Below are 10,849 nucleotides of genomic sequence, written 5' to 3'. Positions count from 1 at the left end.
AGAACTACTACGCCAAGAACTTCAACTTCAAGGCGCCGGTCGTCTACGACCGCGACGGCTACCTGTCGCACATCTACTACGGCCAGCGCAAGGACAGCATCTTCTCCGCGACCGCCCCGGCCCGCGTCGGCTTCACCGTCGCCGAGCGCTGCTACGACGTCGCGGGTGTGACCTGCACCGAGGACAACTTCAAGTCGAAGGATCCCGGGCAGTACCGGCCCTGGTTCGACACCCCGGCCGACCTCCGTTGCGAGTCCGGCAAGAAGTGCTGGAACGCGGGCCCGTCCTTCTGGACCCGCAAGCGCCTCGACAAGATCACGACCTCGGCCCAGCGCCGCACCGACACCACGGCCCGCCAGGTCGTCGACGAGTACCAGCTCAAGCAGTCCTTCGCGTCGCTGAAGACCGGCCCGAACACCGCCCTGTGGCTGGAGTCCATCCAGCGCACGGGCTACGCCCGCAACGGCTCCACCGACGCGAGCGTCGCGCTGAACCCGGTGCGCTTCGAGCCCAACGCCGAGGACATGCCGAACCGCGTCCTCGCGGTCAACCCGCAGCGCCCCGGCTTCTCGCGCCTGCGCATCGCGCGCGTGATCAACGAGTACGGCGGCGAGACCTACGTCAACTACAAGCCCGTCGAGGGCGAGTGCAAGACCGGTCCGCTGCCCGGTAAGGCCGACACGGCGGCCCTGAAGGCGAACAACCGCCTGTGCTACCCGGTCTACTGGAACCCGGACCCGGAGTTCGAGGACATCGACTGGTTCCACAAGTACGCGGTCGAGTCGATCGAGGAACTGCCGAACATCGAGGGCTCGTACGCCACGAAGACGGCGTACCAGTACAAGAACCCGGCCTGGAAGTTCGCCGACGGCGAGTTCTCCAAGAAGTCGACGCGCACCTGGTCGCAGTTCGCGGGCTTCGAGCAGACCACGGTGCTCACCGGTTCCGAGGACCCGGCGATCCACAGCAAGCAGTCCAAGGCCGTCACCCGCTACTTCCGCGGCCTGGGCGACACGGTGTCCGTCAAGGACATCACCGGCGCCGAGATAGCCAAGGACCGGCAGCCCTTCGCCGGCCGCGTCGCCGAGGAGCTCACGTACACCAACGCGACCGACGCCGACACCGACTGGCTGACCCGCGGCGTCAAGGTCCCCGAGGCCACCGAACTGGCCAAGCGCGACCGCGACGACGGCCTCGAGCCGCTGCGGGCGTGGCGGGTCACGGAGCCCGAGGAGATCGCGTACACGAAGTCCTCCGGCACCAACGAGGACGACCCGCGCACGCTGCGCTCGGTCCGCACCCTGACGACGTACGACCCGACGTACGGCCTGCCGACGCAGGTCGAGTCGTTCGGCGACACGGCCAAGCCCGGTGACGAGACCTGCACCAAGCTGGAGTACCTGCACCACCCGGGCAAGAACCTCATCGGTCTGTCCAAGCAGGTCCTCGTCTCCCCCGGCACCTGCGCCACGGCCAACTTCGCCGATCTGAAGACGCTGACCAGCGCCAACCGCACGGCGTACGACGGCACGGCCTACGGCACCGCGCTCGCGGACACCACCCGTGGTCTGGCCACCGAGTCCTGGTCCCTCAACGGTGACGGCACCGGCTTCCAGACCAACGGCACCACCGGCTTCGACGCCGTCGGCCGTGTGGTCCGGCAGACCGACCCCGAGCAGAAGTCCGCCACGATCACCTACGACCCGCCCACGGGTCAGGTCTTCAAGGTGACCGAGAAGAACGCGCTGCTGCACGAGCAGACCCGCGAGCTAGAGCCCGGTCGCGCGGTCACGCTGAAGACGACCGACCCCAACGGCTACGTGAGCGAGGCGAAGTTCGACCCGCTGGGCCGTCTCGCCGAGGCATGGTCCCCGGGCCGTACGCCGACGGCGGGCGCCGTACCGGACTTCCGCGCCGAGTACACCATCCCGGCCGAGGAGACCGACCCGAACGACCCGACCGTCAAGACCCGCAAGCCCCCGTTCGTCACGACGTACGCGCGTGGCTACGAGGACCGGATCGAGACCTCGGTGACGCTGTACGACGGCCTCGGCCGTGAGCGGCAGTCGCTGGAGGAGGCCGACAACGACGCCGGCTGGCTCGTCACGGACACCCTGTACAACAGCTCCGGCGAGGTCTGGCAGACCAACAACTCCTATCTCACCCGGGACGCCAAGCCGGGCGAGCTCTTCACCCCGCTCGCCGACACCGCGATCCCGAACATCACGCGGTACGACTACGACGGCCTCGGCCGCGTGGTCAAGGAGACCCCGTACCTCAAGAAGGTCGACGCGGCCGGTGCGGCCTCGTCCGAACCGTTCGAGGACCGGGCCACGAAGTACGAGTACGGCCAGGACTGGTCGAAGGTCGTCCAGCCGCAGGGGGCCTCCTCCTACCAGGTCTTCACCGACGCGCTCGGCCGCACCGTCCGGACGAACACCTTCAACCCCGCCGCGCCCAAGGGCTACACGTCGATGTCGTACGAGTACGACACGCGTGGCCTGATGGTGAAGGCCACCAGTTCGGCCGACAAGGACCACCCGTGGTCCTGGACCTACGACCGGCGCAACCGTCTGGAGACGGCGACCGACCCGGACTCCGGCACCACGCGCACCACGTACGACGGTCTCGGTCGGCCGCTGACCAGCACCAACGCCCGTGGCACCAAGGTCTGGAACAGCTATGACGAGCTGTCCCGGCCGAAGCAGCAGCGGCTGAACGACGCCAACGGCACCGTTCTCGCCGACTTCACGTACGACACCGTTCCCGGCGGCAAGGGCATGCCCGCCACCGCCACCCGCTACACGGACGGCCTGGCGTACACGCAGAAGGTCAACGGCTACACCGAGGACTACGACCCGACCTCCACCACGCTGTCCCTCCCGCAGTCGATCGTCGACACCTGGGGTCTGAAGAAGGACTACACCTACGGGTACTCCTACTCGGACACGGGCGCGCTGGAGGAGGCGCAGCTTCCCGCGATCGGCAAGCTGGACGCCGAGAAGCTGGTCGTCCGCTACAACAAGGACGGCAACGCTCTCTCGCTGTCCGGCAAGGACTGGTACGGCGCGGAGACCGTCTACTCGCCGTACGGCCAGGTGCTCCGTTCCACCCTCGGCTCCCAGCCGTACCGGGTGTGGACGCAGAACTCGTACGACGAGGGCAGCGGCGCGCTCCAGGAGCAGTCGGTCTACCGCGAGAAGAGCGACGCCGGCCTGGTCGGCGGCAACCTGGTGTCGAACCGGGCGTACTCCTACGACCCGGCAGGCAACGTCACCTCGATCCAGGAGAAGTCCGTCGGGATCGAGGAGCGCCAGTGCTTCTCCTACGACCCGCTGGGCCAGCTGAAGTCCGCCTGGACCGCCAAGGACCAGACGGCCTGCTCCACCCCGAAGAACACCGACGGCACGCTCAACGTGACCGCCGGCAAGGACAACTCCGGCTACTGGCAGGAGTACGAGTACGACCTGCTCGGCAACCGCACCAAGCTGACCGAGAACGACCTGACCGGCGACACCACCAAGAACGCGGTCACCACGTACGCGTACGGCAAGAACGCCGCGAAGGACCAGCCGCACACCCTGACCAAGGTCTCCAAGACCTACAAGACCCCCGCGGGGGCCCAGGTCACGGCCGAGGCGACCCGTCTGTACGAGCTAACCGGCGACACCAAGTCGATCACCTCGATCCAGAACGGTGACAAGCAGGACCTGACCTGGACGTACGACGGCAAGGTCGACCGGATCACCGGTCAGGGCTCCGGCGGCAAGACCCCGTACGTGGGTCTGGGCCAGAAGTGCGTCGACCTGAAGTCGGGTCTCGCGAGCGCGGGCAACGCCATCCAGCTCTACCAGTGCAACGGCACGGTGGCGCAGGCCTGGCACTTCGACCCGGCCCCCGGCCAGGCCGACGCCAACCTCGGCACGCTCCAGGTGTACGACACCTGGTGCGTCCAGCCGACCGCCAACACGGCCGGCTCGGCCGCGGTGCTCCAGAAGTGCAACGGCACCACCGCCCAGCAGCTCAAGCGCAACGCGGCGGGCCAGCTCACCCACGTCGCCTCCGGCCTGTGCCTCGCGGTGCAGGGCGCGGCGAACGTGAACGGCACCGCCATCGTGCTCGCCACCTGCGACGCCGCCTCCGCGGCCCAGCAGTGGCTGCCGCAGAACGACACCCGTCACATCTACGGCCCCGACGGCAACCGCCTGCTCACCATCAAGGGCAAGCAGGCCACGCTGACCCTGGGCGACTCCGAGGTCACCGTCCAGCAGGGCGGCATCCTGGTCCAGACGCAGCGCACGTACTCCGTCCCCGGCGGCGCGGTCATGCGCTACGCCAGCGGAACGGGCGGGGAGACACTGCTCGCCCAGACCTCTGACCATCAGGGCAGCGCGTACGCGGAGGTCGGCCTCTACAGCGGCATGCCGGTCCGGATCCGCAAGCAGGACCCGTTCGGCAACCAGCGCGGCGCCGACACCGCGGGCCAGAACATCCAGAACCACCGCGGGTTCCTCGGCAAGGCGCGGGACGACGCCTCCGGCTTCCAGCCGCTGGGCGCCCGTCTGTACGACCCGGCGGTCGGACGCTTCCTGTCCGTCGACCCGGTGCTCGACCTGAACGACCCGCTCCAGTCCAACGGGTACGGCTACGCGCACAACAACCCGGTGACCTTCTCGGACCCCACCGGTCTGTCGATCAGCCTGACCGCCTCCGAGCGGGCCGCGGCCCTCGCGGGCGCCGGTCTGTCGGCGGCGCAGGTCGCGCAGGCGGAGGCCATGCAGGGCAAGTCCCTGACCTCGGTCATCCTCTCGGTCGCGTGGGAGACGCTGAAGGACTTCATCGGCATCAACGACGCCATGGCCTGCTTCGGCGGTGACCTGTGGTCGTGCGGCAGTCTCATCGTCGGCGCCATTCCGTGGTCGAAGCTGGGCAAGATTCCTTCGGTCCTGAAGGCGGTCAACCGCACCATCGACGCCGTGATGGCGTTCAGGGCCGCCAAGAAGGCCGCCGAGATCGTCCTCAAGGCCGCCAAGGCCGCCGAGGAAGCAGCCTTGAAGGCAAAGACCCTGGCCATCGAGAAGGCCAAGAAGGAGGCCGCGCAGAGAGCGCAGAAGAAGGCCGCCGAGGAAGCCAAGAGAACGGCCGACAAGGCGGTCCAGCAGACCAAGAAGACCGGTAACCCGGTCCAGAAGCAGGCTCAGGCCAAGTCGGCCCCGAAGGCGTCCTCGCAGTCCAGCAAGGGCGGCGGCGCCAAGAGTGGCGGCGGCGGCAAGGTCAGCACCAGCAAGCCCGGCGGCTCCTCCGGTGGCTCTTCCCGCGGCAAGGGCGGCACCAGCGGCGGCGGCGGCTCGGGCAAGGCCGACTCGCAGCGCAGCGGAAGCGGTGGCGGCGGAGGCTGCAACAGCTTCGTGCCCGGTACCAAGGTGCTGATGGCCGACGGCTCCACCAAGCCGATCGACCAGGTCAAGGCCGGCGACCAGGTCCTCGCCACCGACGAGAAGACCGGGGAGACCCGGGTCGAGACGGTCACGGCGGAGATCAAGGGCCAGGGCCTCAAGAAGCTGGTCAAGGTCACGATCGACGTCGACGGCGCCGAGGGCACGAAGACGTCCGTGGTCACCGCGACCGACGGGCACCCCTTCTGGGTCCCCGAGCTCGGCGAGTGGATCAAGGCGACCGATCTCCGGACCGGTCAGTGGCTCCAGACCAGCAAGGGCACCTTCGTCCAGATCGCGTCGGTCCGGCGCTGGACCGCGCAGGCCGCGACCGTCTACAACCTGACGGTCTCCGACGTCCACACGTACTACGCGCTCGCGGGTGCGACGCCGGTCCTGGTCCACAACGACGGCGGCCAGGAGCCGCACGTCTGCGAGATCACCGGCGAGGTGTCGGACGAGCTGCTCGACCACGCCGACGCCAACGTGGGCAACACCAACGTGGTCGCACAGGTCTTCACCGCTGACGGTGAGGCCTTCGGTCTCGGCATCAGCACGAACCGTACGCTCGCGGACCTGACCCCGAACGTCCGGACCGCCGTGCAGCTGACCGAGCACCACGGCGGCTGCGGAGAGATCGGCGCGCTGTGCGAGCTCGAACGCCGAGGGCTGCCGATCGGCGGCGCGAGGTCACAGGCCGCCGATGTGCGAGGCGGGTCCCAGGGGTACGGATGGGACCGCCACGGCGCCCTTCGCGAGATGTGCCCCTCATGCAGGACGCTGTTCACCTACCTGCTGACCGTCAACCACTAGCCCGCCACCCCTGAAAGGAACGCCCGGGTGAAACCGACAGCCGAGTCCGTCCGGTTCCTCAACGAGCACGTACGTGCTCCTCGTGGTCTTCGCGCGCTCACCTCGATCGCCTTCCCGTCCGAGACGGGAGCCCTGATCGACGTGCTCACGGAGGAGTGGGAGGGCTGCGTCCTGCCCTGCTACGGGGGGAACTACCACGGATGGAACCGGCTCGCGGTCTCCCCGGGCGGCTGGACCTCTTCCCCTTCGGGGGACGAGTTCGTGCGCGTCGCCGAGAACCACGACCTTCCCTGCGCGATCGTGCTGCGGCGCGACGGCAGGGTCGGGGTCTCCTGGAACGGTGAGTACACGGACATGTTCGCCGGCTTCACGGAGTTCGTGGAGACGGTGGCCCTGTGGTCGACGCTGCGTGGCTGGACGGCCCTGACGGGCTTCGGCCTCCGGTACGACGACGCCGTGGAGTTCGTCTCCGAGGGAAGGAGCCGCCCGGTGACGGGTGGAAGCCTCACCCGATGGACGCGCTTCGACGACGCGGTCGTCCTGGAGGAGCCGTTCCTGACCGGCGACCCGGACCGCCCGCCACGGGTTCATCTCGTGGTGGCGGATCCCGCGCCGCTCGCCGGATCCGACCTCGTCGGATCCCTGCCGCGTCCGCTGGTCTCGACCGTCGGGCAGGAGTTCCCCGAACTCCCCGCCCGATGGGTCTGAGACCCACCCACCCTGGAAGCCCCGCCGCATCCCTTCGGCGGGGCTTCCCGCGTTTCCGGCCCCGGGCACCCCGGCGGCCGGAAGCCGCCCGGAGCGGGTCAGACGCGGTCGGCCGCGATCAGCACGTACTGGAAGGAGCCGTCCTTGTACGAGTTGATGAAGGCCTCCTCGATGCCCGTGACCAGCGACGACGTGGCGCGCAGCTCCCAGTAGGGCAGGGTCTCGGGGGTGAGGTCGATGACCGCCTGCGGGACGAGGCGGTTGTCCGCCATGGCCTTCAGGTACTCCCGGCGCGAGTGGATGTTGCACTCGAAGTGCGCGTTGATCTGGGAGACCCACTTCGACGGCTGGCCGTAACGCGGGTTCCAGCAGCCGGTGATGGTGACGTACCGGCCACCGACCGCGAGGACGCGGGAGTGCTCGGCGAACAGGTCCTCCAGGTCGACGTACATGCTCGACTCGTTGTTCCAGGAGCCGGCGGCCTGCCCGGTCTCGAAGGGCATGTCGAGCATGTTGCAGACGCGGGCGTGCACGTGGTCGTCGATGCCGAGCTCGGCGGCGCGCCGGTTGGCGAAGTCGGCCTGCTTGGCCGAGAGGGTGACGCCCTCGACCTTGGCACCGAAGCGCTGGTGGGCCATCACCATCGAACCGCCGCGGCCGCAGCCGGCGTCCACGAGCGTGTCGTCGCGCCCGATGGAACCGAGGTGGTGCAGCAGGACCTCGGCCTGGGCCGACTCCAGGCGGTGCAGCTCGGCGATCAGCTTCTTCTCGTACTCGCTGTCCTGCACGTCGCCGAGGGCGGCGTGGTCGATGTCGCCGATGCCGTAGTGGTGGTGGTAAAGGCCGTCGACATCGCCGAGCTTCAGGTTGACCGGCCGGGCCTCCGCGTCCCAGTAGCGCGCGATGTCGCCCTGGTAAGGGGAGGCCGGAGACGGGACGAACGCGGCGGAGGAGGCGCTGTCGAGGGTGGTGAACTCGGTGCTGGTCACGGATGAATCCATTCTCTCAATTACCAGAAATCGGGAAGGCTGTATCGATAGGTGTTGGTCTGGTGCCAGTAGTGGTTGCCGTCGACCCACACGGCCACCCCGCGCAGGAAGCGCAGGACGGTCGGCAGGGGGCAGGCGGCGGCCAGCTGGGCGCTCTCGGCCTCGAAGGCGCGCATCAGGTCGTTGTGGACCTCGATGGCCTTCAGGTAGGCGTCCTTCTCGGAGAGGCCCTCGCGCTCGGCGATCACCACGGGCAGGTTCAGATGCCTGCCGGGTGTCGCCAGCTCCTTGGTGTAGGAGTAGAGGTCGTTGACGATGGTGCTGGCGTTCCCGGCGAGCGCGAGCACCCGCTGCATGGCGGGCTGGGCATGCAGGTCGGCCGGCAGTTCGTAGCCGCCGACGGTGTCGGTGATGGTGGGGCAGGGCCGGAAGTTGTTGAACTGGCGCATCGCCAGGTACTCCCACACCTCGGGCATGTGGTCCGTCTCGGCCCAGGCCCCCTCCGCGAGGTATCCCAGGTGCAGTCGGGCCATGTCGTGCCGGAAGCGGTCGGCCTGGGAGGAGGTGGACCGGTCGACGAAGTACTGCATGGCGGAGCGGTAGGCGCGCCGCGGGGCGTCCGAGCCGAGCGACTCGGCCCACCCCGTGTGGTATTCGGCCGGCAGGTGCAGCGGGTCGAGCGCGGTGTGCGCGAGCAGCAGGCGTCCGCCGAGGCCGACGGGTGAGCCCCCGTGGTTCTCGCAGTACATGTCGTCGACGGCGTTCTCGGCGACCATCAGGCGCGTGGCGAGCATCAGGTGCTCGACGGTGGGCGCGTCCGGGTGGCAGGCGACCATGTAGCGCCCGACGGAGAAGCCGTCGAACTCGCCCTCCCAGTCGTCGGGGAACAGGGCGACCTCGTCGACGGCCCAGTCCTTGATCCGGCGGCTGACCTCCGCCACCCGTACGGGGTCGGGCTCGGGTACGGGGTGGTAGTACAGGCCCGGGATGTGCAGCGCGTCCACCGGCGCCGCCGGCTCGGGCGACGCGGACGGTGCGGCGGGTACGGGCACGTCCGTCGGCTCCGTGACCGCGGCCGGCTCCGGTGCCGTGACCGCGGCCGGCTCCGGGCGCCGCGCCAGGGACAGCGTGCTCGTGCCGAGGCCGCTGGGCCCGCGCAGGATCCGCTCTATGGGTGAGAGCGGGGCCGGCGGGGAGGCGGGCGGAGGGGCGGGGAGGGAGACGGGGGGAAGGGGGGAAAGCCCGGGGTCGGGCATCCGTGACTCCTTGCTGAGGTGAGTGGGCTGTCCCCGGCTCCCGGACATGCTCGCCCGGCCCGGGAAGGTCCGGGCCGGGTCGCGGACGTCGGACGGATCCTGTGGTCGCGCCCTTCGGTCGCGCGGTGCCTTCGCGCCGCTCAGTCGCGGCGGCGGGCGATCTGGACGTTCTCCAGGACACCCAGCGCGTCGGGCACCAGGACGGCGGCCGAGTAGTAGGTGGTGACCAGGTACGAGATGATCGCCTGCTCGCTGATGCCCATGAACCGCACGGACAGGCCCGGCTCGTACTCCTCCGGCAGGCCGGTCTGGCGCAGGCCGATGACGCCCTGGTTGTCCTCGCCGGTACGCATGGCGATGATCGAGCTGGTGTTGTCCTTGCTGATCGGGATCTTGCTGCAGGGCAGGATCGGCACCCCGCGCCAGGCCGGGACGGCCTGTCCGCCGAGGTCGACGTGGTCCGGGTAGAGCCCGCGGGCGTTGAACTCGCGGCCGATCGCGGCGATCGTGCGCGGGTGGGCGAGGAAGAGCCTGGTGCCGCGGCGGCGGCAGAGCAGCTCGTCCATGTCGTCCGGGGTGGGCGGTCCGGAGTGGGTCTGGATGCGCTGCTTGAAGTCGGCGTTGTGCAGCAGACCGAACTCGCGGTTGTTGATCAGCTCGTACTCCTGGCGCTCGCGCAGCGCCTCGATGGTGAGCCTGAGCTGTTCCTCCGTCTGGTTCATCGGCCCGTTGTAGAGGTCGGCGACCCTCGTGTGGACCTTCAGCACGGTCTGGGCGACGGACAGCTCGTACTCGCGCGGCTTCAGCTCGTAGTCGACGAAGGCGCCGGGCAGGTCGTACTCGCCGACGTGGCCGGCCGACATCGCGATCTCGGCTTCGCCGTGCTTGTTCTGCCGCTGGAGCGGGAGGGAGCTGAACTCCTGGATGTGGGCCTGGAGGCTCGGCGCCGAGGAGAGCACGGCGGAGAAGTCGGCCCGGGAGAGCGTGAGCAGGGTGCCGGAGGTCTCCGCGGTCGCGGTGTAGTCCCACCTGGCGTCGGCGTCCAGGAGGGCGTTCTCGCCGAACGGCTCGCCGTCCGCGAGGACCGCGACGGCGATCTCGTCGCCGTACTTGCCGGCGGAGGTCTGGCTGATCCGGCCGTGGGCGATCAGGTGGATCTTGTCGGCGGGCGCGCCGCGCTCGACCAGCACCTCGCCGGCGCGGAACTCGCGCTGCTCGCAGCGGTCGGCGAGGGCGGTCAGGACGTCCACGTCGTCGAAGTCCCGCAGCAGGGCGAGTTCGCCGAGCTCCTGGGGGATCACCCGGACGGTGGCGCCGTCCTGGACGAACTCGATGCGCCCGTCGCCGACGGTGTAGCTCAGCCGGCGGTTCACCCGGTAGGCGCCGCCCTTGGTCTCGACCCAGGGAAGCATCCGCAGCAGCCAGCGGGAGGTGATCTCCTGCATCTGCGGGGCGGACTTGGTCGTGGTGGCGAGGTTGCGGGCAGCCGCGGTGCTCAGGCTGGACTGCGGCCGGGATGGCTCCAGCTGGGCTTCCGCGCCGGTGTCAACGGTCATCGGGCGAGCTCTCCTTCACGAAGGCGGTGTTCGGCACATTCCTGTACGGATCACCGGAAGAGGGGAACAGCGGTGGAAATCTCTGGGAATCG

At 69.3% G+C, this 10,849-nt stretch carries 5 protein-coding genes; 2 read left to right on the top strand and 3 right to left on the bottom strand.

What is annotated here, in order from left to right:
• Positions 1–6,248 (top strand): ricin-type beta-trefoil lectin domain protein (locus AB0Q96_RS11390; RefSeq protein ID WP_365324030.1); only part of this gene is annotated, 6,248 nt, incomplete at its 5' end.
• A gap of 27 nt (positions 6,249–6,275) precedes the next feature.
• Positions 6,276–6,956, top strand: coding sequence for a hypothetical protein (locus AB0Q96_RS11385; protein ID WP_365324028.1), 681 nt, complete (start codon positions 6,276–6,278; stop codon positions 6,954–6,956).
• A gap of 98 nt (positions 6,957–7,054) precedes the next feature.
• Here the strand turns inward: AB0Q96_RS11385 and AB0Q96_RS11380 are convergent, their stop codons facing one another.
• The 3 genes from AB0Q96_RS11380 to AB0Q96_RS11370 form a co-directional block, all read right to left on the bottom strand.
• Positions 7,055–7,945 (bottom strand): geranyl diphosphate 2-C-methyltransferase, encoded by an 891-nt coding sequence (locus tag AB0Q96_RS11380; protein WP_365324026.1) that lies wholly within the window; start codon positions 7,943–7,945, stop codon positions 7,055–7,057.
• Between the two features lie 20 nt (positions 7,946–7,965).
• Positions 7,966–9,201, bottom strand: a complete 1,236-nt coding sequence (locus AB0Q96_RS11375; RefSeq protein WP_365324024.1) for a family 2 encapsulin nanocompartment cargo protein terpene cyclase — start codon at positions 9,199–9,201, stop codon at positions 7,966–7,968.
• 140 nt (positions 9,202–9,341) lie between these two features.
• The gene (locus tag AB0Q96_RS11370; RefSeq protein WP_365324022.1) at positions 9,342–10,757 is read right to left on the bottom strand and encodes a family 2B encapsulin nanocompartment shell protein; all 1,416 of its coding nucleotides are present in this window, start codon (positions 10,755–10,757) and stop codon (positions 9,342–9,344) included.
• Positions 10,758–10,849 lie beyond the last annotated feature (92 nt).

This window comes from Streptomyces sp. NPDC093111 (assembly GCF_040683955.1).
GTDB lineage: Bacteria > Actinomycetota > Actinomycetes > Streptomycetales > Streptomycetaceae > Streptomyces.
Note: the sequence above shows the minus strand (reverse complement) of the source record. Positions and strands in the feature narration are given on the sequence as shown.